This window comes from Micromonospora sp. HM5-17 (assembly GCF_003762835.1).
Taxonomy (GTDB): Bacteria; Actinomycetota; Actinomycetes; order Mycobacteriales; family Micromonosporaceae; genus Plantactinospora.
In genome coordinates, this window is sequence record NZ_RJWA01000003.1 from 367,046 (window position 1) to 390,833 (window position 23,788).

General features: G+C 72.7%; 23 protein-coding genes. 12 read left to right on the top strand and 11 right to left on the bottom strand.

Going from position 1 to position 23,788, the window contains the following annotated elements; genetic code table 11:
* Positions 1 to 110: 110 nt before the first annotated feature.
* Together EF879_RS11090 and EF879_RS11095 are read left to right on the top strand one after the other, a co-directional pair.
* Entirely contained in the window at positions 111 to 761 is a 651-nt protein-coding gene (locus EF879_RS11090; RefSeq protein ID WP_233604379.1) for a rhomboid family intramembrane serine protease, read from the top strand.
* Positions 762 to 897: 136 nt separating this feature from the next.
* Positions 898 to 1,866 (top strand): NAD(P)/FAD-dependent oxidoreductase, encoded by a 969-nt coding sequence (locus tag EF879_RS11095; RefSeq protein ID WP_123557540.1) that lies wholly within the window; start codon positions 898 to 900, stop codon positions 1,864 to 1,866.
* Between the two features lie 55 nt (positions 1,867 to 1,921).
* Here EF879_RS11095 and glpX read toward each other — a convergent pair whose 3' ends face one another.
* The gene (gene glpX, locus EF879_RS11100) at positions 1,922 to 2,953 is read right to left on the bottom strand and encodes a class II fructose-bisphosphatase (RefSeq protein WP_123557542.1); all 1,032 of its coding nucleotides are present in this window, start codon (positions 2,951 to 2,953) and stop codon (positions 1,922 to 1,924) included.
* A gap of 185 nt (positions 2,954 to 3,138) precedes the next feature.
* On the opposite strand from glpX, the gene EF879_RS11105 reads away from it, so the two are divergent.
* Positions 3,139 to 3,810 carry a DUF4245 domain-containing protein gene (locus EF879_RS11105; protein ID WP_123557544.1) on the top strand — a complete coding sequence of 224 codons (672 nt, stop codon included), beginning with the start codon at positions 3,139 to 3,141 and terminating at the stop codon, positions 3,808 to 3,810.
* A gap of 83 nt (positions 3,811 to 3,893) precedes the next feature.
* Here the strand turns inward: EF879_RS11105 and EF879_RS11110 are convergent, their stop codons facing one another.
* Both EF879_RS11110 and xseA read right to left on the bottom strand, forming a co-directional pair.
* On the bottom strand, positions 3,894 to 4,133 hold the full coding sequence (locus EF879_RS11110; protein WP_123557546.1) for an exodeoxyribonuclease VII small subunit: 240 nt from the start codon (positions 4,131 to 4,133) through the stop codon (positions 3,894 to 3,896).
* A gap of 105 nt (positions 4,134 to 4,238) precedes the next feature.
* The gene (gene xseA, locus EF879_RS11115; RefSeq protein WP_123557548.1) at positions 4,239 to 5,459 is read right to left on the bottom strand and encodes an exodeoxyribonuclease VII large subunit; all 1,221 of its coding nucleotides are present in this window, start codon (positions 5,457 to 5,459) and stop codon (positions 4,239 to 4,241) included.
* Between the two features lie 197 nt (positions 5,460 to 5,656).
* On the opposite strand from xseA, the gene EF879_RS11120 reads away from it, so the two are divergent.
* Entirely contained in the window at positions 5,657 to 6,679 is a 1,023-nt protein-coding gene (locus tag EF879_RS11120; protein WP_123557550.1) for a 4-hydroxy-3-methylbut-2-enyl diphosphate reductase, read from the top strand.
* A gap of 5 nt (positions 6,680 to 6,684) precedes the next feature.
* On the top strand, positions 6,685 to 7,104 hold the full coding sequence (locus EF879_RS11125; protein WP_123557552.1) for a hypothetical protein: 420 nt from the start codon (positions 6,685 to 6,687) through the stop codon (positions 7,102 to 7,104).
* A gap of 77 nt (positions 7,105 to 7,181) precedes the next feature.
* On the opposite strand, the gene EF879_RS11130 is transcribed toward EF879_RS11125, so the two are convergent.
* Positions 7,182 to 8,348: a DNA recombination protein RmuC gene (locus tag EF879_RS11130; protein WP_123557554.1), complete on the bottom strand. Its 1,167-nt coding sequence runs from the start codon at positions 8,346 to 8,348 to the stop codon at positions 7,182 to 7,184.
* A 265-nt stretch (positions 8,349 to 8,613) separates the two neighbouring features.
* On the opposite strand from EF879_RS11130, the gene EF879_RS11135 reads away from it, so the two are divergent.
* The 6 genes from EF879_RS11135 to EF879_RS11160 all read left to right on the top strand — a co-directional run bounded on the left by EF879_RS11135 (position 8,614) and on the right by EF879_RS11160 (position 14,969).
* The gene (locus EF879_RS11135) at positions 8,614 to 9,267 is read left to right on the top strand and encodes a hypothetical protein (protein WP_123557557.1); all 654 of its coding nucleotides are present in this window, start codon (positions 8,614 to 8,616) and stop codon (positions 9,265 to 9,267) included.
* Between the two features lie 200 nt (positions 9,268 to 9,467).
* Positions 9,468 to 9,815 carry a PadR family transcriptional regulator gene (locus EF879_RS11140; protein WP_123557559.1) on the top strand — a complete coding sequence of 116 codons (348 nt, stop codon included), beginning with the start codon at positions 9,468 to 9,470 and terminating at the stop codon, positions 9,813 to 9,815.
* 23 nt (positions 9,816 to 9,838) lie between these two features.
* The gene (locus tag EF879_RS11145; RefSeq protein ID WP_123557561.1) at positions 9,839 to 10,972 is read left to right on the top strand and encodes a hypothetical protein; all 1,134 of its coding nucleotides are present in this window, start codon (positions 9,839 to 9,841) and stop codon (positions 10,970 to 10,972) included.
* Between the two features lie 147 nt (positions 10,973 to 11,119).
* Positions 11,120 to 13,015 carry a serine hydrolase gene (locus EF879_RS11150; protein WP_148086407.1) on the top strand — a complete coding sequence of 632 codons (1,896 nt, stop codon included), beginning with the start codon at positions 11,120 to 11,122 and terminating at the stop codon, positions 13,013 to 13,015.
* Between the two features lie 71 nt (positions 13,016 to 13,086).
* Positions 13,087 to 13,782, top strand: coding sequence for a DUF6882 domain-containing protein (locus EF879_RS11155; RefSeq protein WP_148086408.1), 696 nt, complete (start codon positions 13,087 to 13,089; stop codon positions 13,780 to 13,782).
* Positions 13,783 to 13,904: 122 nt separating this feature from the next.
* A complete protein-coding gene (locus tag EF879_RS11160; RefSeq protein ID WP_158624152.1) occupies positions 13,905 to 14,969 on the top strand; it encodes a pentapeptide repeat-containing protein in 1,065 nt (354 codons plus the stop codon).
* A gap of 56 nt (positions 14,970 to 15,025) precedes the next feature.
* Here EF879_RS11160 and valS read toward each other — a convergent pair whose 3' ends face one another.
* The 7 genes from valS to EF879_RS11195 form a co-directional block, all read right to left on the bottom strand.
* Positions 15,026 to 17,638: a valine--tRNA ligase gene (valS, locus tag EF879_RS11165; RefSeq protein WP_123557569.1), complete on the bottom strand. Its 2,613-nt coding sequence runs from the start codon at positions 17,636 to 17,638 to the stop codon at positions 15,026 to 15,028.
* A gap of 104 nt (positions 17,639 to 17,742) precedes the next feature.
* Positions 17,743 to 18,411, bottom strand: a complete 669-nt coding sequence (locus EF879_RS11170) for a 4Fe-4S single cluster domain-containing protein (protein ID WP_123558367.1) — start codon at positions 18,409 to 18,411, stop codon at positions 17,743 to 17,745.
* Positions 18,404 to 19,426: a helix-hairpin-helix domain-containing protein gene (locus tag EF879_RS11175; protein WP_123557571.1), complete on the bottom strand. Its 1,023-nt coding sequence runs from the start codon at positions 19,424 to 19,426 to the stop codon at positions 18,404 to 18,406. The genes EF879_RS11170 and EF879_RS11175 overlap by 8 nt, the downstream gene beginning before the upstream one ends.
* Positions 19,410 to 19,628 (bottom strand): DUF2997 domain-containing protein, encoded by a 219-nt coding sequence (locus tag EF879_RS11180; protein WP_123558369.1) that lies wholly within the window; start codon positions 19,626 to 19,628, stop codon positions 19,410 to 19,412. The genes EF879_RS11175 and EF879_RS11180 overlap by 17 nt, the downstream gene beginning before the upstream one ends.
* Positions 19,618 to 20,082 carry a hypothetical protein gene (locus EF879_RS11185; protein WP_123557573.1) on the bottom strand — a complete coding sequence of 155 codons (465 nt, stop codon included), beginning with the start codon at positions 20,080 to 20,082 and terminating at the stop codon, positions 19,618 to 19,620. The genes EF879_RS11180 and EF879_RS11185 overlap by 11 nt, the downstream gene beginning before the upstream one ends.
* An 85-nt stretch (positions 20,083 to 20,167) precedes the next feature.
* The gene (locus EF879_RS11190; protein WP_123557575.1) at positions 20,168 to 21,808 is read right to left on the bottom strand and encodes an AAA family ATPase; all 1,641 of its coding nucleotides are present in this window, start codon (positions 21,806 to 21,808) and stop codon (positions 20,168 to 20,170) included.
* Between the two features lie 236 nt (positions 21,809 to 22,044).
* Complete coding sequence (locus EF879_RS11195) at positions 22,045 to 22,524, bottom strand: nuclear transport factor 2 family protein (RefSeq protein WP_123557577.1); 480 nt, start codon at positions 22,522 to 22,524, stop codon at positions 22,045 to 22,047.
* 192 nt (positions 22,525 to 22,716) lie between these two features.
* Here EF879_RS11195 and sigJ point away from each other — a divergent pair, with 192 nt between their 5' ends.
* Positions 22,717 to 23,652 carry an RNA polymerase sigma factor SigJ gene (gene sigJ / locus EF879_RS11200; RefSeq protein ID WP_123557579.1) on the top strand — a complete coding sequence of 312 codons (936 nt, stop codon included), beginning with the start codon at positions 22,717 to 22,719 and terminating at the stop codon, positions 23,650 to 23,652.
* Positions 23,653 to 23,788 lie beyond the last annotated feature (136 nt).

The window sequence follows — 23,788 nt, forward strand, 5'->3', positions numbered from 1 at the left end:
CAGGTGAGCGGGTGCATGCTCCTCCCCTTCGCGCCCCTTCCCGCGCCCGGCGGCCGACCGGCCGTCGCCCCCGGTGGCGGCCGGTCACCGAAGCTGATAGCAACGTGAGGGTGACGTTCAACCCGTACTCCCGGGACCCGCACCGGTTCGGGACGGAGGCGTTCTACGCCTCCCTCGGCCGGGCGTTCGTGGCCATGTGCGCCGTCGTACCGGTGCTCTTCGCGATCGAGGCGCTGGACGTCTGGCTGAACGCGGGGTTCGACGCCGGCGCGGGGATCATTCCCCGCCACCTGGAAGGGCTCGACGGTGTCTTCTTCGGCCCCTTCCTGCACCACGGCTGGGACCACCTCTACGGCAACAGCGTGCCGCTGATCCTGCTCGGCACCTTCGTCCTGGCCGCCGGGGCACGTCGCTTCCTCTACTCCACACTGGTCATCATCGTGGTCAGCGGGCTCGGGGTCTGGTTCACCGGCTCACCCCAGTCGATCGTGGTCGGGGCGAGTGGCGTCGTCTTCGGATACCTCGGGCTGCTGCTGATGCGCGGCATCGTTGAGCGGACCTGGTGGAACCTTGCCGTCGTGTTCCTCGTCGGGCTGCTCTACGGCTGGCAGTTGCTGGGGGTGCTTCCGACCGACGAGTTGATCTCCTGGCAGGGCCACCTCTTCGGACTACTCGGCGGCATGCTCGCCGCGGTGCTCTTCCGTCGGCGTCGTCCACGCGACGACCCGTACCGGTCGGAGTCCACACTGACGCTGCCCTGAGCGGCCCGATCGGGGAAAGCCTTTCCTCCTGTTCGCGCAGGGGATGGGACGGCTATTGCCCGATTCTCGTCCCGCGCCTACCGTCGACAGCAGCAAGCCCGTGAGCAGGTCGTAGACGGAGAGCGACGGTGGGAACATGCGCGAGGTCGATGTCGCGATAATCGGGGCCGGCCCCACCGGGCTCTTCGCCGCGTACTACGCGGGCTTCCGCGGTCTGTCGGTCGTGGTCGTCGACGTGCTGCCCGAACCCGGTGGGCAGGTCACCGCGATGTACCCGGAGAAGATGATCTACGACGTCGCCGGGTTCCCGTCGATCAAGGGTCGTGACCTGGTGGCCAATCTCGTCAGCCAGGCGTCCGCCTTCAACCCCGAGTACCTGCTCGGCGTCCGCGCCGATAAGCTGTCGTACCTGGACGGCCAGCCGGTGCTGAGCCTCGCCAACGGCGACGTGCTCCGGTGCGGCGCGATCATCGTCACCGCCGGCCTGGGCAGTTTCACCCCGCGTCCCCTGCCGGCGGCCGAGAACTTTGTCGGTAGCGGCGTCGTCTTCTTCGTGCCGCACCTCGCCGACCTGGCCGGGCAGAACGTCCTGATCGTCGGCGGCGGCGACTCGGCGTTCGACTGGGCGTTGGCCCTGCAGCCGGTGGCCCGCTCGGTCACCCTCGTCCACCGCCGGGAGAGGTTCCGGGCCCACGCCGCCACCGTCGACCGGGTACGCCAGCTGCCGGTACGGATCGTGGTCAACGCCGAGGTGACGAGGCTGCACGGCGACGGGGCGGTGACCGGAGCCGACATCGCGGTCAAGGGCGGCGGCGTCGAGACGCTGCCGGTCGACACCGTGGTGGCCGCGCTGGGCTTCACCGCCGACCTCGGGCCGCTGACCGAGTGGGGCCTGGCGCTCGACAGGCGGCACATCGTGGTCGACAGCACGATGCTGACCAACCTGCCGCGGGTCTTCGCCGCGGGCGACATCACCGAGTACCCGGGCAAGGTCCGACTGATCGCCACCGGCTTCGGCGAGGCCGCGACCGCCGTCAACAACGCCGCCGTGGCGATCGACCCCGCCGCCCACCTCTTTCCCGGGCACTCCTCGGACGCGGGCTGAGCCGACCCCGTCCAGCTCCGCCGGCGCCGGGCGCGGGTGGGGGAGCCGGCTGGCGTTACCCCTGCTCCGCGATCGGACGGCCGTCGAAGTCGACGGCGGAGTAGAGGGCCAGCTTCTCCAGCCGGTGGTACGAGTCGATCACCCGGATGGTGCCGCTCTTCGAACGCATCACGATCGACTGGGTGTACGCCCCGCCGGCCCGGTACCGCACCCCGCGCAGCAGGTCCCCGGTGGTGATCCCGGTGGCGACGAAGAAGCAGTTGTCCCCGGCCACCAGGTCGTCGGTGGTGAGCACCCGGTCCAGGTCGTGACCGGCGGCGATCGCCTTCTCCCGCTCCTCGTCGTCCCGGGGCCAGAGCTTGGCCTGCATCATCCCGCCCATGCACTTCAGCGCGCAGGCGGCGGTGATCCCCTCCGGGGTGCCGCCGATCCCCATCAGGACGTCGACCTCCGACTCGCCACGAGCGGCGGCGATCGCCCCGGCGATGTCGCCGTCGCTGATGAACCGGATCCCGGCACCGGCCTGCCGGATCTCCCGGACCAGGTCGGCGTGGCGCGGCCGGTCCAGGACGCAGACCGTCACGTCCGACACGCTGGAGTTCTTGACCCGGGCGATCCGGCGGATGTTCTCCGCGACCCCGGCCTCGATGTCGACCACGTCCGCGTAGACCGGGCCGACGGCGAGCTTCTGCATGTAGAAGACGGCACTCGGGTCGAACATCGCCCCCCGCTCGGCGACCGCGAGCACGGCCAGCGCGTTCGGCATGCCCTTGCTCATCAGCGTCGTGCCGTCGATCGGGTCGACCGCGACGTCGACCTCGGGGCCGGTGCCGTCGCCGACCTGCTCCCCGTTGTAGAGCATCGGGGCGTTGTCCTTCTCGCCCTCGCCGATCACCACGACGCCCCGCATCGGGATCGAATTGATCAGCTTGCGCATGGCGTCGACGGCGGCTCCGTCGCCGCCCTCCTTGTCGCCCCGGCCAACCCATCGGCCCGCCGCCATCGCCGCCGCCTCGGTCACCCGGACCAGGTCGAGCGCCAGGTTGCGGTCGAGATTCTGTGGTACGCGGGTGCGGGTGCTGGTCATGTCGGTTCCTCCTCGCGACGCTGCGGGGTGGCCCGGCGGAGCGCGGCGCGCGCGGCCGGCTATGTCATGGATACTGACACGCTGGTCAACGTAGCGCCGGTTCGGGGGTGGGAGGCCCCGTTCGCGGGAAGCGGTGACGGGGTGGCCCGGGTGGCGGGAGCCGGCCGGGCTGTCAAGATGGATGGGTGGACACCGCCCCGTCGATCGGCCGTACCCCGGATGACCGCCTGCCCGACCAGCCCGGCGCGGACGGGCCGGACGCGCGTACGGTCGGCCCCGAGGCGCCGGCGGATCCGCCCGGGGCGGCGGATCCGGAGCACGTCCGGCGGGAGGTCGTGTCGACCGCGATCCGGTCCCAGCGATCGACCAGGGACATCGTCCTCTCGCTGGTGGTGCTGCTGGTGCCGATCGCGCTCCTGATCGGGTTCGGTCGGGTCTTCCTGGGCGCGGACACGCCGACCGAGATCGATCCGGCGCCGACCGTCCAGCTGGCCCGGGCCGCGAACGTGTTCCCGGTCAGCGAGGCGACCGGGCTCGGCGACGGTTGGCGTACGGTCAGCGCCGACTTCCGGCGCGGCGACACCGGCGCCACGCTGCGGATCGGGTACCTCAGCCCGGACGACGACGGGCTGCAGCTGGTGCAGAGCAACGTGCCGGCCGAGGAGCTGATCCCCGCGGAGCTGACCCGGGCCGGCCAGCCGCAGGGCACGGTCGAGATCGCCGGCCGCGGCTGGCAGCGGTACACGGCACGCGCCGGCGAGCTGGCGCTCGTGTTGCTGGAGCCGGGCCGGACCGTGATCGTCGTCGGACAGGCCCCGGAGGAGGACCTGCGTCACCTGGCCGCCTCGCTCACGTGATCCCGGCCGTACGGCGGCAGGCCGACACGACGTGCCGTGATCCGGGTCGTCGCGACCGTCGCGCTGCACCCGGGGTTACCGGGTCAGGCCGATGCCGACGTGTCGCGGGCCCGGCGGGCGGCCTCGATGCGTGCGCGGGCTCCCTCGAGCCAGCCCTGGCAGATCTCCACCAGCTGCTCGCCGCGTTCCCACAGCGCCAGTGACTCCTCCAACGAGGTCCCCCCGGCCTCCAGCCGCTCGACCACCGACGCCAACTCGGCGCGGGCCTGCTCGTAGCTGAGCCCGCCGTCCGCGCCGTTCGTGTGATCCTTTTCGTCCCTCATGGTGGTCCCATCTCAGCACACCGCGGGGATCCCGGTGGGCGCACGTCCGGGCCAGCGTGTCGAGGGCCGCCTGCCGACCCGGCGGGGGCGGTCGGCGCCGTTCGGTCAGTTCTCGGCCACCGCGGTCAGCTCTCCCTCGGCCAGGCGTACCCGGAGCCGGTCTCCGGTGCTCACCTCGTCCGGCGTGCGGACCACGCGGCCGTCGGCGCGCTGCACGATCGCGTACCCACGGTGCAGGGTCGCGGCCGGGGAGAGCGCGCGGAGCCGGGCCACGGTGTGCCGCAGCTCGTCGGTCGCGAGGCCGAGGCGGTGCCGTACGCACCGGTCGGCGCGGTCCCGCAGCGCCGCCACCTCGGTGGCCCGCTGCTCGACCATCACCTGCGGCCGGGCCAGCGCCGGCCGCGACCGCCAGGCGTCCAGGCGGTGCTGTTCGCGGTCGATCAGCCCGACCACCGCCCGGTCGAGCCGGTCGCGGGCCAGCCGGAGCAGCCGGACCTCCTCGCCAAGATCGGGAACGATCCGCTTCGCGGCGTCGGTCGGGGTGGAGGCGCGCAGGTCAGCGACGTAGTCGACCAGCGGGGTGTCGGTCTCGTGACCGATCGCGCTGACCACCGGGGTACGGCAGCCGAAGACCGCCCGGCACAGCGCCTCGTCGGAGAACGGAAGCAGGTCCTCCACGCTGCCCCCGCCCCGGGCGAGCACGATCACGTCGACCTCCGGGTCCGCGTCGAGCACCCGGAGCGCGTCGATGATCTGGGGAACCGCCGTCGGACCCTGCACCGCCACGTTGATCGTGCGAAACTCCACCGCCGGCCAGCGCCGCCGGGCGTTGGTCAGCACGTCGCGCTCGGCGGCCGAGGCCCGGCCGGTGATCAGACCGATCCGGCGGGGCAGGAACGGCGGTTGGCGCTTGCGGGAGCGGTCGAAGAGCCCCTCGGCGGCGAGCAGCCTCTTCAGCTTCTCCAGCCGGGCCAGCAACTCGCCGAGCCCGACCTGCCGGATCTCGTCGGCGCGCAGGCTCAGCGTGCCCCGAGCGGCGAAGAACTCCGGTCTGGCGTGCAGCACCACCCGGGCACCCTCGGCCAGTTCGGGGGCGCCGGCGTCCAGCACGTCCCGGTTCGTGGTGACGGTGAGGCTCAGGTCGGCCGACGGGTCGCGGAGGGTGAGGAAGACCGTGGCGGCGCCGGGACGGCGGCTGATCTGTGCCACCTGGCCGTCGACCCAGACCCAGCCGAGCCTGCCGATCCAGGCGCTCAGCTTCTGGCTGACCACCCGGACCGGCCAGGGCTCCTCGGGCGTACTGCGGGGGATTCCGGAGTCCGTCACCGGGCCAGCGTACGGCCGCCGACCGCGTCGACCCCGGAGCCCGGTCGATCGGGGCCGGACCCGACCGGGCCGGATCCGTGAGGTCGCCCTGGTGGGAGACCCGGGCGGGTCCGCGGTGCCGGCCGCTGACCACCCCGACCGTGCCCTGGGGTACGTCGAGGCGGGGCGAGCGGAGCGACGGCCCGTAGACTGGTCGGGTGACCGAGGCTCAGGCGACACTCCAGACCGGCAAGCGCGTCCTGCTGGCCAAGCCCCGCGGCTACTGTGCCGGCGTCGATCGCGCCGTCCAGACCGTCCAGGAGGCGCTGAAGCTCTACGGACCGCCGATCTACGTCCGCAAGCAGATCGTGCACAACAAGCACGTCGTCGCCACGCTGGAGCGCCAGGGCGCCGTCTTCGTCGAGGAGAACGAGGAGGTGCCGGAGGGCGCCATCGTGATCTTCTCCGCCCACGGTGTGGCGCCGGAGGTCTACGAGCAGGCGAGGGCGCGGTCCCTGCGGGCCATCGACGCGACCTGCCCGCTGGTCACCAAGGTGCACCAGGAGGCCCGGCGGTTCGCCGCCGAGGACTACGACATTCTGCTCATCGGGCACGAGGGGCACGAAGAGGTGATCGGCACCTCGGGCGAGGCGCCGGCGCACATCCAGCTCGTGGACGGGCCGGAGGCCGCCGACCGGGTGACCGTCCGGGACCCGTCGAGGGTGGTCTGGCTGTCCCAGACGACGCTCTCGGTCGACGAGACGATGGAGACGGTGGCCCGGCTCAAGCGCCGGCTCCCGCTGCTCCAGTCCCCGCCGAGCGACGACATCTGCTACGCCACGCAGAACCGGCAGCACGTGGTCAAGAAGATCGCGCCCGAGTGCGACGTCGTGATCGTGGTCGGGTCCCGCAACTCCTCCAACTCCGTACGCCTGGTGGAGGTGGCGTTGGACGCGGGGGCCCGCGCCGGCTACCTGGTCGACTACGCCTCCGAGATCGACGACGAGTGGCTGGCCGGGGCCGGTACGGTGGGCCTGACCTCCGGGGCGAGCGTGCCGGAGGAACTGGTCCAGGAGGTCCTCGACCACCTCGCCGCGCGCGGCTACACCGACGTGACCGAGGTGACCACGGCCCAGGAGCGGCTCACCTTCTCGCTGCCCCAGGAGCTCAAGCGGGACATGCGGGCCGCCGCGGCGGCCCGGGCCGGGGACGGGAACGAGCGGCGGGGCGTACCCGTCTGATCAGCATGAAGACCCTGCGGCTCGCCGGGTCCGTGCTCGTCGCCGCGCTGACCCTCACGGCGTGCGGCGAGGCCGGGCCGACGTCACCAACCGCACCGGGAGGAGCCCCCGTGACCTCGTCCACGTCACCAGACCCGACCGGCTCCGGTCCGGCCACTCCCGCTCCGACGACACCGCCCACGTCGACCGGTCCGACCCGGGGGAGGCCGCCGTCGCCGGGATCGCCGACGACCCTCAGCGGGGTCGTCCGGGAGGGCGTCGAGGCCGGCTGCTACCTGATCGACAACTATCTGCTGGTCGGCGGCCCACGTGACGTGATCGCGGCGGGGGGCCGGCTGACCGTGACCGGCCGGGTGCAGGCCGACCTGATGACCACCTGCCAGCAGGGGATTCCGTTCGTGGTGGAGACCGCCACCCGCGGCTGAGCCCTTGCGGCGCCGGCATCCGGCCGATCGCGCCCACCGGTGTCCGGACAGCCCGTTCCCGGGCGCGGCGCGGCCGTCTACGACCCGGGAGGCGTACGGTCGAGCAGCTCCGGCGCCTGCGGCTGGCGAGGTGCGGTCTCGACCTGCGGCGGCGTCGGTAGCTCGTCGCCGGCCACGCCCAGCTCGGCGAGCTTGCGGGCGCTGACCAGCACCCGCGCCTCCAGCGAACCCACCGTCCGGTTGTACGCGGTGACCGCGCCGCCGAGCGCGCTTCCCAGCTTCGAGACGTGCTCGCCGAGGGTGCCGAGCCGGCCGTACAGCTCGCGGGCCAGGGTGTGCACCGCGGCCGCGTTGCGGGCCAGCGCCTCCTGACGCCAGGAGTAGGCGACGGTACGCAGCAGCGCGACCAGGGTGGCCGGGGTCGCGAGGACCACGTTGCGGGCGAACGCGTGCTCCAGCAACGCGGGGTCGCGCTGCAGCGCCACGTCGAGGAACGGGTCGGCCGGGACGAAGAGGACCACGAACTCCGGGGACTGTGCGAAGGCGGCCCAGTAGGACTTGGTGGCCAGCGCGTCGACGTGCGCCCGCAGCTGCCGGGCGTGGGCGTCCAGGTGCCGGTTCCGCGTGGCCTCGTCCCGAGCCTCCATCGCGGTCAGGTACGCCTCGAACGGCGCCTTGGCGTCGACGACCACCGTCCGACCGCCGTACAGCCGGACCACCAGGTCGGGGCGTACCCCCTGCTGGTCGGTGCTGGCGGTGACCTGCTCGGCGAAGTCGCAGTGCTCCAGCATGCCGGCGGCCTCGACGACCCGGCGGAGCTGGTGCTCGCCCCACCGCCCCCGGATCTGGGGCGCGCGCAGCGCCGCCACGAGCTGCTTCGTCTCGGTACGTAGCTCCCCGGAGACGACGGCCATCGACCGGACCTGCTCGCGGAGTTCCGCGTAGGCGTCGACCCGCTCGCGTTCCAGCTCGGCGACCCGCTGCTCGTACCGGCGCAGCGTCTCCTGCAGCGGCGCGACCGCGCGGGCCACGGCCTCCTGGGACTGCACGGTCGCCTCGTAGGAGAGCGCCCGCATCGACCGCTCCAGCCGGTCCTCGCCCTCCCGGGTTGCCCGCAGGGTGGCGTCGAGCCGGGCGATCTGGGCGCTCGACCGCGCGGTGGCGGCGAGCCAGCCGACGGCGCCGCCCGTGACGAGACAGACCACCACCACGGCCACCGTCGCGAGACTCACGTGACGAAGCATGCCAAACGGGCATCGTGATCCGCACGGATGGCGCGTGAGCTGGGACCTTGGGCTGAGGCTCGACACCGTTGGGCCCGGGCCGGGACGATCTGGTCGCCACCGCTGGCCGTCCGCCGACAACCTCGCCGCGAACGCCGCCCGGCGTAGACGGCGGACGTCGCGCGATGCGTGTCGGGTGCGGTGGTGGAGGGGTGGTTAACCGGTTCGCGGGTGGTAGGGCTGGCAGGATGGCCCCGGCCCGGGCCAGGAGGCAGAGTCGAGAGCCGTGAGCGGTGAGGTGACGATGGCGGCGGGGCGGCGACCCGACACGGCCGCGCGGTGGTGGGGCAGCCTGGCGGTGGCGGCGCTGGCGGTCGCGGCGGTGACGGTCACCGCCCAGGCGGTCGGGCGGTTTCACTGGTGGGCCGGATTTGTTCTCGTACCCGGAGCCTTGATCGCGGCGTCCGGCGGGCCGCTGCTGCTTCGCGGCGGTGGACGAGGGTTCGTCGGATACCTGCTGGCCTGCGTCGGCGGTCTGGTCTTCGCGGTCGGTGGGCTGCTGATGCTCGGGCTGATGGGTCGGGGCTGGCCCCTCATGATCACCCTGCCGGCGCTGGCCATCGCGGGCACCTACGTCTGGCACGCGGCGGACCCGCTGCCCGCGGCCTTCCACCGCACGATCGCGATGCTGGCCCTGGTCACCGCCGCCCTTGGGATCACGTTCCTGCTGCTCGTCAACGGCGTCCTCGACTTCGGCGACCGGGGGTGGTGGGGCGGGTTCATCATGGCCGGTGGCGCGGTGATCCTCGGCAACGGGCTGGAACTGCTCCGGCACCAGATCCCGTACCGGGCGCAGGCGGTGACGCTGGCGATCGGGCCGGGGGTGATCGCCCTCCTGCTCGGCCTGCGGTTCCTGCGTGACTGGCCGTTCAACCTGTAGTCCGTGCCCGGCCGGTGCGCCGCCCGGCGGGCACGCTGCCCGACCGACGGGCGCTCCTGACGGTCTGACCGGCGACCCCGTCACCGTTCCTGATTCGTCGCCGTTCCTGATTCCGTCGCCGTTCCTGATTCCGTCACCGTCGACACGCCGAGGTGCGCGCCATAGCTTGATCGTTGATATATATTGACCATGTGAGCGGGATGCGCGAACCCACATTCCTGATCCTGGCTGCCCTGGCCGACCAGCCCCGCCACGGCTACGGGATCATCCAGGAGGTCGCGGCGCTGTCGGCGGGGCGGGTCACGCTGCTTCCCGGAACGCTCTACACCGCGCTGGACCGTCTGGCCGCGCAGGGCCTGGTGGCCCGGGACCGAGAAGAGGTCGTCGATGGGCGGCTCCGCCGGTACTACCGGTTGACCTCGGACGGGCTGGCCGCACTGGACGCGGAGACCGCACGCCTGCGCGCACTCGCCACCGTGGCGGAGCGCAAACTGCGCCGGCACGTTCGGGATCAGCCGGCGGTCGCCGTCCGTCCCCGTCCGGCGTGAGCCGACGTCACCGAGGAGATGTGATGCCCCAGCCGCTGGAGGTGCTGGCGCGCCGCTACCGCCGGCTGCTGCTGTGTTATCCGCGGCAGTATCGCCGGGCCCGGGGTGAGGAGATCGTCGCCACGTTCCTCGATCTCGCCCCGCCCGACCGGACCCGGCCGACCGTCCGCGAGGCCGTCAACCTGATCCGTCACGGCCTGCGGTGCCGACTGGGGCGCCCCAACAGCCGGGGTGTGGTGCTGGGCGCCGTCCTGACCGCACTGGCGTGGGGCCTGTTCACCGGGGCCTTCGCCGCGCGGCTCGGGTGGGAGACCGCCCGTCCACTCCCGACCGAGGCCGAGGCGACGGAACTCTTCGGCCGGATGCTGGGCCGGGACGTGACGGGGCAGGTCGTCGTGGATCCGGCGCTGTTCGTCATCTACGGGCAGCCGCTCAACGCGCAGAACCTGCACCTGCTGTTCTCTCCCGACGCCGGCGAGTACCAGCAGGGGCGTGCCGCGGTAAGCCTGCACGGTCCTTCCGATGTCGACCACCGGGCCCTGGTCGACTCCACCCGAGCCTGGTTGTACGCGCACGGATGGCGGGTCTCCGAGGTGGTGATCCGTAACCGCGTGGCGTGCACCGGATGCGACGAGTCGACGCTGCCCAAGGAGGCGGTGTTCGCCGCGCGGCGCGGGGACGACGTGGTGAGCCTGGAGATCTCGTTGGGCGATCCCCGGCCGCGTCCGCCGAAGCCAGGGGTGGACGGCTACGACGAGACGTACGCCTCGGTCGAGCTGACCCGGGCGAGTCCGGCGGCGGTCTGGCCCCTCGGCGTGGTCGGCGGGCTGACCGGTGCGCTCGTCGGCTGGTTGACGTTCGGGTGGGCCAGTCGGCGTACGGAGGGTCGTGGCCGGCTGCTCCGGGGAAGCACCACGGTGTTGTTCGGCATCGCCGTCGCCATCTGGTACGTGCCGCTGGTGGTGATCGTTCCGTCCATGCTGGTGGACCAACTGGAGACGTCGGCTCCATCCTGGCCTCCGATGTGGGAGTGGCTCGGGCAACCCGCCCTCCTGCCCGTGTCCGTCGTCGGTACGGGCGCGGCCCTGGTCGCGCTCGCCGTGTCCGCGCTACCGCGACGCCGCGAACTCGCGACCGACGCGCGGCCGGCCGTCTGATCGGCGATCCCCGCGGTGCCGGCGTACACCGTGGTCAGCCGGCGGTAGCCCGCGAACCGGCATCTGGCAAGAAACTCCTCTGCTCTTGAAGAGGACGTAGGAAAGCTTCATCCTGGTCTCGGCATCGACGCGAGGGGCGGGGTGACGATGGCGGGACGAGGGATCGGCGCGGGCGGCACCGACGGTGGTTCCGGCGCGTCCCGGCTCACGGCGGCGTTCATGACCGCGACGCTGGTCGGGGCGGTGCTCGCCGTCGCGCCGTCGGCCGCCGCCGGCCCGAGGGTCGGGCAGCGGGTGCCCTCCGGTCCCGAGGGCGGCCAGGAGGTGGTGGTGACCGGGCGTGCGTCCGGGCCGCCGACGGTCGATCCGGCGGCGCTGCGGTTCGTCCACCGGACGCTGCGGGTCGGCCAGGCCGCCGAGGTCGGGCTCCTTCCCGAGTACGTCGACCGGCTGCGCGCCGACGCGGAGGCGTACCTGACGCCGACTCCGGACCACCCGGACCACCCGACCTACGCCGGGGCGGTGGTACTCGCCGCGAAGGACGGGGTGATCGTCCGGCACGAGGCGGTCGGCACGGCGGTCCGGTACGAGGCGGTCGGGCCGCCCCCCGGACGGGAGGGCATCGAACTCCCCGCGGCGCGGCAGATCCCGATGCGTCCGGACACCATCTTCGACCTCGCCTCGATCTCGAAGCTCTTCACCACCGTGGTCGCCCTGCAACTGGCCGAGCGAGGGCGGATAGACCTGGACGCGCCGGTCGTCCGCTACCTGCCGGAGTTCGCCGCCGGCGGCAAGTCGGCGGTGACCGTCCGGATGCTCCTCACCCACACCGCCGGACTGCCGGCCTTCCTGCCACTGTGGAGCACGTACCCGACCCGGGAGGAGCGGATCGCGGCGGCCCTGGCCACCCCGTTCGCGGCCGGGGCCAGTCCCGGCGGCCAGTACATCTACTCCGACCTCGGGCTGATCGCCCTCGGAGTGCTGGTCGAGCGGGTGGCCGGACGGCCGCTGGACGAGCTGGTGGCGAGCCAGATAACCCGGCCGCTGGGAATGTCCGACACCGGCTACAACCCGTCGCCCGCGCTCCGACACCGGATCGCCGCCACCGAGTACCAGCCGTACGCCGGACGGGGCATGGTCTGGGGCGAGGTCCACGACGAGAACGCCTGGGCGCTGGGCGGGGTGGCCGGCCACGCGGGAGTCTTCTCCACCGCCGGCGACCTGGCCGTCTTCTGCCAGATGCTGCTGAACGGCGGCGAGTACGGTGGCGTGCGGATCCTCCGCGAGGAGACCGTACGGGCGATGCTGGTCAACTACAACGCCGCCCTGGAGAGCAGCTATCCGGAGAGCGACCGAGGGCTCGGCCTCGAACTGAACAAGCACTGGTACATGGCCGGGCTCGCCTCGCCGGTCGGCTTCGGACACACCGGTTTCACCGGCACCTCGCTGGTGGTCGACCCGCTCTCGCGCACCTTCCTGATCGTGCTGACCAACCGGGTCCACCCCGACCGGAACTGGGGGAGCAACAACGTCGCCCGGCGGGCGCTGGCCCGTGACCTGGCGTACGCGATGCCGGTTCGGCCACTCGGCGGTGGTACCGCGTGGCGGGCGGACGACCGCGACGGCGCCCGCCTCACCCTCACCGCGCCGCTGCGCCGGCCCGCCGGCCGGGCGACCATCGCCAGCTTCCACCTGTGGTACGACACCGAGCCGCGGTACGACACCCTGCGGTTCGAGGCGTCGGCGGACGGCGGCGCGTCCTGGGCACCGGTCGAGGTGACCCTCTCCGGGGCGGGTCACCACTGGACCGCCGACGGCGAGTTGACCGGCTACGGCGGGCGGCGCTGGTGGCACGTGCTCGCCACGGTGCCGGCCGGCACGACACACCTGCGCTGGAGCTACACCACCGACGGCAGCTCGCAGGGTCGGGGCGTGTACGTCGACCATCTCCTCGTACTCGGGCTCGGCGGGCTGTATTTCCACGGCGAGGGAGCGGACGCGAGCCGCTTCGTCGCCACCGGATGGAGTCGGTCGGACCGGTGACCCGGCGGCCCCGGCGGGACCGGTGTCGGGACCCCGGCCACCGGGCCGGAGACGAAGGCGATCATTGTTCGGTGAACACCCTGAGCGAAGCGTTCGAGAAACTCGGCGCCGACCACGCCGCCCTCGCCCTGGAGCGGCTCGGCGCCTTCAACAGCCACCTGCCGCAGGGCGAGGCCTGGTCGTTCGACCTGCATGCCCGCACCTTCACGATGGGGCGGACGACGATCGCCATCCAGGTGATCGGGACCTTCTCCGCCGAGCACGCCGCCTGGGTCTGGGCCTGGGACAACGCCAGCCTCCAGCAGTTCCCGGAGGCCATAGCCGACGCGTGGCGGGTGCGGGAGTATGGCGAGCGGTATGGCATCCCGGAGTTCGTCGACCGAGGCGTTGACCTGTCCGGCTTCGCCGACCCGCGGTTCGGCGCGGAGAAGCTGGCCCTCATCGCCACCGCCGTGCTCGGGGCGAAGGGGTACGCCGGGGTGACGACCTCCGGTGGATTCCGCGCGTACCTGGTGTCGAACGACCCGGCGATCCCGGAGCGCGGACCGCGTGGCCCGGAGCACGTCAGCCACTACCTGCGTACGGCGGCGGACTGGTTCCCGACGGCGAACCCGATGACGCTCGCGGCCGCGTACGCCACCGGCACCGGCGGACGGTGGATGCAGGTGCCCGGCGGCCTGGTGGTCAACCTGGGCGAGGGCTCGATGACCCTCCACTACCGGGAGGGTCGGCTCGACCGGGTCGGCCCGCCGGTGGCCCTCGTCTGACTACCGGAGCCTGAACCGTTTCGGCGCCAGCGCCGTGCCCGGTGGTCCGGGCCGTGTCCGCTCGGGAAGAACCCGGCCGGGTGGGTGTTGTTCGTCGCCACCGGCGGTCGCAAACTATCGTCGTGAATGTCCGCACGATCTGGCGACGGCCGGTTCCACCCGTCAGCGTGCTCGCGCTCGGGCTCAGCGTGGTCGCGCTGGCGCTGGCCGCGACGGCACTCTACTTCTCGGCCGGACGTCAGGGCGACGACCTGGCTCGGGACGCCTCACGGCGGTTCGCCGCCGTGGAACTCCTCGGCTCGCCCTCCGACACGGTACGGGCCAGCGGGGTCTTCGCCCTCGAGAACGTTCTCCGGGAGGCGCCGGCCGAGCAGCCCATCGTGACCGCGGTCCTCACCGCCTTCGTGCGGCAGTACGCCACGGCTCCGGCCGAAAGGTCCACTGTCGACGACGCGGCGCGGCATCCGGCGGTGGACGTTCAGGCGGCCCTGACCGTGCTCGGCCGGCGCGACGTCCGCTGGGACCGTCCGGGCGAGCGGCTCGACCTCTCCGGTGCGGTGCTGACCGGCGCGTCGTGGCGGGACGCGCGCCTGGCCGGGGTGATTCTCACCGGAGCCCGGCTGGACGGCGCCGACCTGCGTGGCGCGACGCTCGACGGCGCCGACCTCTCCGGCGCCGACCTGACCGGCGCGGACCTGGACCGGGCCAGCATGCGGGGGACCACCCTGACCCGGGCGAACCTGACGAACGCCCGGATCAACCTGGCGATCCTCGACCGCGCGACCCTCAGCGGTGCGCAGATGCCGGGCGCGGGCCTGGACGGGACCGGGCTGGTCGGCGCCACCATGGTCGGGGTCAACCTGCGCGGCGCCCGGCTCGACGCCACCAACCTCTCCGCCGCGAACCTGACCGACGCCGACCTGAGCGAGGCCTACCTCGGCTACGTCACCGCGCCCGGCGCCGACCTGACCAGAGCGAGACTGGTTGGCTCGAATCTGATCGACATCGACCTGACCGAGGCCCAGCTCGCCGGGACGAACCTCAACCGGGCGCTGCTGCACGGGGCGACGCTGAACCGAACCCGGGTCACCGCCGACCAGATCAGCTGCGCGGTGCTGAGCGACCGGACCCTCCTGCCGGCGGCGATGGTGGTCCCCAGCCGACCCGCCCCCACCTGCGCCGACTGACGCCGATCCGGGGAGGGCTCCGTCACGCCGCCGGCGCGACGGAGCCCTCCCGGTGGTCAGAAGGCGCAGGCGATGACGAGTTCCGGGGCGCGGTCGGGCAGGAGGTCCAGCTTGCCGATCCGGCCCGCCGCCTTCAGGTCTGCGGCGATCAGGCCCAGCCGCTCCAGTGTCTCCGCCGGGCCGAGCACCTCGGCCAGCGGCACCTCGGTCCGCATCGACAGCTTCCGTTCCGACTTCGCCCGCCGTACCTGGGTCAGCGCCGTACCGGCCAGCTCCAGCAGCGCCGGATCGCCGTCGGCCGCGACCCGCTGAATCTCGTACGTCGTCGGCCACGGCGCCCGGTGCACCGAGCCGTACCGCCACCAGGACCAGATCTCCTCGGTGACGTACGGCAGGAACGGGGCGAAGAGCCGCAACTGCGCCGAGAGCGCCGCGGCGAGGGCGGCCCGGGCCGAGTCGGCGCCGGAGCCCGTGCCGTACGCCCGCTCCTTCACCAGTTCGATGTAGTCGTCGCAGAACGTCCAGAAGAACGCCTCGGCGCACTGGAGGGCTTCCGTGTGGTCGTACCGCTCGAGAGCGGCGGTGGCGGTGGCGACCACGCCGGCGAGCCGGGCGAGCATCGACCGGTCCAGCGGCTCGGTCGCCGGTGCCCGCAGCGCGTCGGCGGCGCCGAGCCCGAGGGCGAACCGGGACGCGTTCAGCAGCTTCGTCGCCAGCCGTCGACCGACCCGGATCTGGGCCGGGTCGAAGGCGAGGTCGGTGCCGGGGCGACCGGTCGCCGCCCAGTAGCGGACCGCGTCCGGGCTGTGCTCCTCGAGCAGTCCCATCGGGGTGACGACGTTCCCCTTCGACTTGGACATCTTCTTCCGGTCCGGGTCGAGGATCCAGCCGGAGAGCACCGCGTCCCGCCAGGGCAGCACCCCGTGCTCCAGGTGGGAGCGGACCAGGGTGGAGAAGAGCCAGGTGCGGATGATCTCCTGGCCCTGTGGCCGCAGGTCCATCGGGAAGACCCGGGCGAACAGGTCCGGGTCGCGTTCCCAGCCGCCGACGATCTGTGGCGTCAGCGACGAGGTGGCCCAGGTGTCCATGACGTCCGGGTCGGCCACGAAACCGCCCGGCTGGCCGCGCTGCGCCTCGACGTACCCGGGCGGCACGTCGGTGGTCGGGTCGACGGGCAGTGCGGACTCCTCCGGAGTGAGAGGCTGGGTGTGGTCCGGCTCGCCGGCGTCGTCGAGTCGGTACCAGATCGGGAACGGCACCCCGAAGAAGCGTTGCCGGCTGATCAGCCAGTCCCCGGTCAGCCCGGTCACCCAGTGCTCGTACCGGTGCCACATGTGCTCCGGCACCCAGTTCAGCTCCCGGCCCCGGGCCAGCAGTTCCGCGCGCAGGTCGGCGTCCCGGCCACCGTTGCGCAGGTACCACTGCCGGGTGGAGATGATCTCCAGGGGCTGGTCGCCCCGCTCGTAGAACTTCACCGGATGGGTGACCGGTCGCGGCTCCCCGACCAGGTCGCCGGAGGCCGCCAGCAGTTCGACGATCCGCCGCCGGGCCGCGGTCACCGAGAGGCCGGCCAGCTCGGCATACGGGGCCGGGGCGACGCCGGCGGGCGGGTCGGGGAGCAGCCGGCCGTCCCGGCCGATCACCACCCGGGTCGGCAGCCGCAGCTCCCGCCACCAGGTCACGTCGGTCAGGTCGCCGAACGTGCAGACCATGACCAGGCCGCTGCCCTTCTCCGGGTCGGCCAGCGGGTGGGCGTACACGGTCACCTCGACGCCGAAGAGCGGGGTGGCGACCGTGCCGCCGACCAGGTCGGCGTAGCGCTCGTCGTCCGGGTGGCAGACCAGCGCCACGCAGGCGGGCAGCAGCTCCGGGCGGGTGGTCTCGATGTGCACGTACCTCCCGTCCCGGCCCGGTCCGGGCGCGGGCGGCGTCCCGGCGCTGCCCGGCCCGGGACGAACCACCGCGAACCGCAGTCGGTGGTACGCCCCGGGCCGCTCCCGATCCTCCAGTTCGGCCTGGGCCACCGCCGTGCCGAACCCGACGTCCCAGAGCGCCGGCGCCTCCGCGCTGTACACCTCGCCCCGGGCCAGGTTGCGCAGGAAGGCCCGCTGCGCGGTGGCCCGGGCTTCCGGTCCGATGGTGGTGTACGTCAACGACCAGTCCACCGAGAGCCCCAGCCGTCGCCAGAGTGCCTCGAACGCCCGCTCGTCCTCGGCGGTCAGCCGCTGGCACAGCTCCACGAAGTTGCGCCGGGAGATCGAGACCGGGTTCTTCCGCACCTCGTCGCTGACCGGCCGCGCGGGCGGCCGCCACTCGGGGTCGTACGGGAGCGACGGGTCGCAACGCACGCCGAAGACGTTCTGGACCCGCCGCTCGGTCGGCAGGCCGTTGTCGTCCCAGCCCATGGGGTAGAAGACCGTCCGGCCGCGCATCCGCTGGAACCGGGCCACGATGTCGGTGTGGGTGTACGAGAAGACGTGCCCCATGTGCAGTTCGCCGGATACAGTCGGCGGAGGGGTGTCGATGGCGAATACGTCCGCCCGGCTCTTCGACCGGTCGAACGCGTACGTGCCCTCCTCCTGCCAGCGGGGCGCCCACTTCTCGGCGAGCCCGTCCAGGCTCGGCCGTTCCGGGACACCGACGCGGCGCTGCCGCTCTGTATCAGTCATCCGCCGATGGTACGTCGGGCGTCCGTCGCGTCCGACCGGGTTTTACCTGCCCAAAGACCGGGGCCGAGCCGGGTGTGGGGGTGATCCGTCGCCCGGATCCGCCGTCAGGCGGGGGCGCGGCGCGGGCGGGTGCCGAGCCCCTGGAGCAGCGCGTCCAGCACGTCCGGTTCGGCCCAACCGTTGACCGCGATGCCGCCCGACGCGTCGACCGTGACCTCCAGCCGGTCAGGGCCGGCGACCAGCTCCGCGACGGAGGTGGCGATCCGGTCGGTGAGCAGCACGAACTCCTGGTTCGTCGACCCGACCCAGGGACGTACGCGGTCGATCCGGTCGGCAAGGAACGGTCCGGCGACCAGGAGGTCGGTCTCGGCGAGCAGCGCGGCCACGTCGGCACGACCGGTGCTGATCGCCCGGTGCAGCTCCTCGGTGGTGTAGCCGGTGAAGGTCATCACGGATCTGCCGGCCGCGCGTACCCCGGCGGCGACCCGGGCCAGGGCGGCGGCCTGGTCGAACGGCTCACCGCCGAGCAGGGTCAGCCCGGCCGTCCCGGCGTCGAGGATCCGGGCGACCAGCGCGGCCGGTGCGATCCGCTCGCCGCCACGGAAGCCCCACATGTGCGGGTTGAAGCAACCGGGGCAGCGGATGCTGCACCCCTGCACCCAGACCGCCGTTCGCTCGCCCGGCCCCTCGGCGCGGGTCGAGGCGAGGAAGCGTGCCACCGAGACGACGTCGGGTTCCGCGCTCGCCGCCGGGACGCGGGTGTGGTCAGACATCGAGGACGCGACCCTGGTGCGGCGGTCGCCACCCGTCGTCATCGGAGCCACGTCCGGCTCCGCCCGTCGGTCCGGTACCGGACCCGAACGTCGGCCCGGTGGTGTCTCCGGCCGCCGGTCCGAACGCCGATCCGGCGGCCTGCCCCGCCCGGGGCGGTGCGCAGACCAGCCGGTGTCGCAGCCGGGCGAACTCGTGCGGGGCCAGGCCGGCGACGGCGGCGAACTCCTGCACGCTGCCGAAGCCGCGCTGCGCCTGCCGCTGCGCGAGCACCCGGGCGGCGCGGTCGGGATGGAAACCCGGCAGCGCCACGAGCTGCTCGTAGCCGGCGGTGTTGACGTCCACAGCCGGCTCGCCGGCCGTCCCGGTCGGCGGCCCGGGCGCGACCGTCGACGGTGGCCCGACCGTGGCCGCAGCCCCTGACGGGGCGGTGGGTGCTGGCCCCGGCCTGGCGGGTGACGTGACCGGTGCGGCGGACGGCCCCGGGCCGTAGAACGACTCCGGCGGCGGCACCAGGCCCGGCGGCAGCGTTCCGGGACCGTACGGATTGCTGACGTATCCGGTTGGCGCGGAATGGGGTGACCCGTGGTGAGCGGGCCCGGGGTAGGCCGGCCCGGGGTGGCTCGGCGGCGGCGCCACGGCCGGCTGGGCGTACCACGGCACCCAGGTGGCCCGCCACCGCAGCCACGCGCCGTTGATCGCCGCCGCGTGGATCAGGCTCGCGAGGTAGGAGACGAGGTAGACCCAGACAGCGATGGTGCTGACGACGCTCTGCTGGGGTGTCACGCCGACCACGACGAAGGAGGTCCAGCCGAGTACCAGGTAGCAGATGCCGGAGATCCACCACGCCGGTCGACGGGCGCGTATCCCGACGTAGAGGAAGCCGATCCCGCCCAGCCAGCTGAGCCCGAGCGCGGGAATCAGCAGCCACAGGCTGTGCCGGATCCGCCAGCCGAGGCTGCGCGCCGGGTGGTCGGCCGGGAGCGCGACCTGACCGTGCTCAGGCCCGGTCGACATCACGCAGTTCCTGCCGCTGCGCGGCGTACGTCGGCGCCCGGTCGAAGTCGGCGGTGTAGGCGCTCTCCACCACGCGGGCGTCGAGCAGCTCCTCGAGCACCGCGATGTAGTCGAGGCACTCCTCGCCGACGACGCCCCTGGTCTCGGCGTTGACCGTACCGTCCGGGGCGACGGTTACCACGATCCGACGTTCACCCAGCACCACGTACCCCCTCCCGTACCGCGAAGACCAGCCGGACGGCCTCGTCCTCCATGGTCTGTTCCGACTCCAGCCGCAGCCCGGCGGCCGGGGCCCGCTCCCGCAACCGGTCGAGCACGGCCCGCTGCACCTGGCGACCGTACCCGGCGTCAACGGCGCGCACGATCTCGATGGCGCGGCTCTCGTCGACCTCCCCGGTGAAGGAGGCCGTCCAGATGCCGTTCTGGTCGCGCCGGAACGTCGCCTGGACGCCCTGCCAGGCCACCGCGATCTCGTGGCCCCGCACGGTGACCGCCGCACCGGTCTCCCGGAGCGCGGCGGCGAGCAGATTCTCGTCCCGCATCCGGGTCTGCACCTCACACACCACCCGGCCGTCGTCGTCCCGCCCGGATGCCAGGCCCGCCACGGTGGTCGCGGCGGCCAGGGCGACCGGAACGAGGAGCAGTGACACGCTCATCCGTCCCTCCCCACGGTTCGTTGTCGAACGCGTCCCGGCCCGCGACGCCCCGTCCGACGTGGACTGATCTGCACCGCGGGCCGGTCTAGTACTCGACCAGCCGGCCCCCGTGCGGGCCGGGCGGAAAGCCGTCCGGGCCCGGCCGTCCGATCGTGGGCCGACCACCGAGATCCCAGTCCTCGGCGGCGGTGGCCGCCACGGCGCGGGTCGAGGCCCAGGCCCGGACCGCGTCGATCTGCTCGGCCTGGGTGACGCTCAGCGGCACCATGGTGGCGACCGCCCGGACCAGGTCGTCCCGATCCAGCGGACGCCGGGCGGAGAACGCCTCGAAGAGGCCGGCGATCACCGCCTGCTCGATCTCGGCACCCGAGTAGCCCTCGGTCAGCGCGGACAACTCGGCGAGCAGGTCGTCGTCGAGGACGAGTCCGCCGGCGACCGCCGGGTTGCGCAACCGGCGGGCCAGGTGGACCCGCCAGATCGAGCGCCGCTCCACCTGGGTCGGCAGGTCGACGAAGAAGATCTCGTCGAACCGCCCCTTGCGGAGCAGTTCCGGCGGCAGCCGACCGATGTCGTTCGCGGTGGCGATGACGAAGACCGGACGGGTCTTCTCCTGCATCCAGGTGAGGAACGTGCCGAAGACCCGGGAGGCGGTGCCGGAATCGCCGCCGGAGTCCGGTGCCAGACCCTTCTCGATCTCATCCACCCAGAGCACGCACGGCGCGGTGGCCTCGGCGATCCGGATCGCGGTCCGCAGGTTCTGCTCGCTCGACCCGACCAGCCCGGAGAAGACCCGGCCGATGTCGAAGCGCAGCAGCGGCAGCTCCCAGGTCGCCGCGACCGCCTTCGCGGTCAGCGACTTGCCGCAGCCGGGGACTCCGGTGATCAGTACGCCGCGCGGGGCGGGCAGGCCGTACTCGGCGGCCGCGGCCAGCCAGGCCCCCTCCCGTTTGGCCAGCCACCGCTTGAGGTTCTCGAGGCCGCCGATGTCGGCCAGGCCCGCACCAGCCTCCACCACCTCCAGCAGCCCCGACTTGCGGACGGCCTGCCGCTTCTCCTCGTGCACCACGCGCAGGTCATGGACGTCGAGGATCCCGTCGTTGACGATCGCCCGGGCGAAGGCGTTCTCCGCCTCGTGCAGGGTCAGCCCGAGCGCGGCCTTGGCGAAGCGCTCCCGTTGCACGTCGTCGAGGCGGATCTGAATCCGGCCGCTGGCGATGTTCGCCGCGATCAGCCCGTCGAGCACCATCCGGATCTCCGCCTCGCTCGGGAGGGGAAAGTCGACGATCGTCACGTCCCGGTCCAGCTCGACGGGGATCCGCAGCACCGGTGAGACCAGGACCAGTGTCCGGGGCACCGTGCCGGACTTGAACGCCGCCGCCACGTCCCGGAGTCGTCGGATGATGCGCGGATCGCCGGGGCGGCCGTCCCCGCCGAGCACCGGATGCAGGTCGCGCAGGATCACCACGCTCGGTTCGTCGAGCCGGAGTACGGCGTCCAGCGCGTCCGCCGGGTCGGTGGTGCCACGGCGGACAACGCCGTCGGGTTGCACCAGTCCCTCGGTCAGCGACCAGGTCCAGACCGCCCGGGGCGTCCGGACCGAGGTGCCGTCCCGGGCCACCGCCGTCACCTCGGCGATGACCCGGGACTCCTCGTACGACTCCACGTAGAGGATCGGCAGTCGAGCCTTGAGCAGCTGGGCAAGATTGTCCCGAAAACTCCTGCTCACCTCTCCACCCCTACCGCCGCCGGTCGGTCAGCCACTCTAACAGTGCTGGCCAGCGGCGTTCGGACGTCGCTTCGGCCCGGGGTATCCCGGGCGGCTGGCCATGTGGCGTGCCCGCTGGGGGTTGGGTCCGCGTCGGTGCCGGCCGGCCGGAGGGCCTCGCGCCGTGCGGGGTGGCGACGAGGTGGCGGTGCGGGCCGACGCCGGGTGGGCGAACGGTGTGGCCGGGATCGGGGTGCTCACGACGGCTCCTCGCTGGTCGAGGTGGGGATGGTCGTGGTGGGCGGTGGCGCCGAGCCCGCCAGCGGAGTGGTGTCGAGGTACCTGACCTCGTAGACGCGCTCGGCAAACCGCCAGCCGTCCGGGGTGCGCTGGTAGCGGTCGTGGTAGATGGCGTAGTTCAGGTGCGAGCTGCCGTCGCGAAGGCTGACGAGCTCCTGGATGTACGCCCGGCCAGTCGCGGTGTCGCCCGCGAGCCGGATCGGCCCCGGGTGTGTCGTCTGGACGAAGAAGTTCCACCGGGCCTGCAACCGCTCACCGCCGGCACGGATCTCCTCGCGACCGACCAGCTCGACCGGAATGTTGGGCATCCGCAGCGCGCCGTCCGGCGTGAACAGCGACGCGATGCGGGCGGGATCGCGCATCATCACCGCGTCGGCGAACTCGTCACGGAGTGCCGCGATCTCGACGCGGTCCACGATGTCCCGAAGGTGACTCATGGTTCCCTTCCTCTCGTCGGCAAGCCGGGGCGTGGCGGCAGGGCCAGCGCTCCCGTTCGCCGGAAAGGTGTGTCCGGCTATGGTTCGACGACCCAACCCGGTGACATGTGTGGCGGCCCGGCGGCCACACGGTCTGGTCCGGTGTTTCGTCGAATCGGTGAGGGCAGACGTGTGCAGGGAGCCGACAACGCTATGAGTAGCCAGCCCGAGCCGGGACACGGCCGGTCGGAACCGGACCTGAGCAGCATCATGGACGAGCGGCGCCGGCTGACCGGTCTCGCGTACCGACTCCTCGGCTCACTCACCGAGGCCGAGGACGTCGTACAGGAGACCTACGCCCGCTGGTACGCCATGCCCCGGCACCAGCAGGAGGCGATCGAGAACCCGGGCGCCTGGCTGACGAGGGTGGCCAGCCGCATCTGCCTCGACCTGCTTGGCTCAGCACGGGTTCGGCGGGAGCGCTACGTGGGCGAGTGGCTTCCCGAGCCGCTGCCCGAGCGCACCGAGTGGCTCGGCGGAGGGCCGGGTGACAACCCCGTGGACCCGGCCGACCGAGTCTCGCTCGACGAGTCGGTCACCATGGCCTTCCTCGTCGTGCTCGAATCGATGACTCCGGCCGAACGCGTCGCGTTCGTCCTGCACGATGTCTTCCGGTACTCCTTCGCCGAGGTGGCCGAGATCGTCGGCCGTACGCCGGGCGCCTGCCGCACGTTGGCCTCGTCGGCCCGGCGCCGCATCCGCGCCGCGCGGGCTTCCGCGGCCCCGACGGCCTGGCACGCCGGGATCGTCCGGGAGTTCAAGCGGGCCTGGGCGGCCAAGGACATCGAGGCCCTCGTCAACCTGCTTGACCCGAACGCCACGGCGACCGGCGACGGCGGCGGGATCGTCAGCGCCAGTCCCCGACCCGTGGTGGGCGCCGAGCGGATCGCGCGCTTCTTCGTCGGCCTCACCGCCAAGACGGTCGACATGACGATCCTCGAGCGTACGGTCAACGGACGTCCCGGTCTGGTCGCCCAGCGCGATGGCGTCGTCGTGGCGGTGTACGCGTTCCACGTCGCGGGCGACCGGATCACGCGGATCTGGGCGATACTCAATCCCGACAAGATCCGGCACTGGACGGCGAACTGACGTCGATCCCCACACCACCAAGTCCGGCCAGGATGGTCCGCAACGCCCACGGAGGTGGCGGCAGTCGCCACAGGGTGCGTTGTGGTGTCAGCCGGGGCCTGTGGGGTCAGCCGTGGCGCTCGTGCTCGCGTTGCGG